At 63.6% G+C, this 428-nt stretch carries 1 protein-coding gene; it reads left to right on the top strand.

Features of this window, described 5'->3' with window-relative positions:
• Positions 1-428, top strand: a 428-nt coding sequence (locus tag EE949_RS09065; RefSeq protein WP_164666741.1) for a lysophospholipid acyltransferase family protein, incomplete at both ends; no start/stop codon positions are given.

Below are 428 nucleotides of genomic sequence, written 5' to 3' on the forward strand. Positions count from 1 at the left end.
CTGCCGGTGCGCGCAGCATTACGGGAGCTCGCAGCCTGTGGCTGGGCTGTACGCCTGAACTCCGGCAGCGGATCTACTTTGCCAACCACAGCAGCCACGGCGACTTCGTACTGCTCTGGGCGTCACTGCCGCCCGCCTTGCGCAAAACCGCCCGGCCTGTTGCCGGTGCCGATTACTGGCAGTCCAGCCCGCTGCGCCGCTACATCATCAATCGCGTATTCAACGGCGTGCTGGTGGACCGCACGCGCAGTACGCCCGACAGCAATCCGCTGCAACCCATGCTCGAGGCGCTGGAACACGGTGACTCGCTGATCCTGTTTCCGGAAGGCACACGCAACCCGGAGGAAGGCCTGCTGCCGTTCAAGAGCGGGCTGTATCACCTGGCAAAAAGTTATCCCCAGGTGGATCTGGTCCCCGTGTGGATATCC

Origin of the sequence: Pseudomonas viridiflava, assembly GCF_900602065.1 — a bacterium.
In the GTDB taxonomy this organism is placed as follows: domain Bacteria; phylum Pseudomonadota; class Gammaproteobacteria; order Pseudomonadales; family Pseudomonadaceae; genus Aquipseudomonas.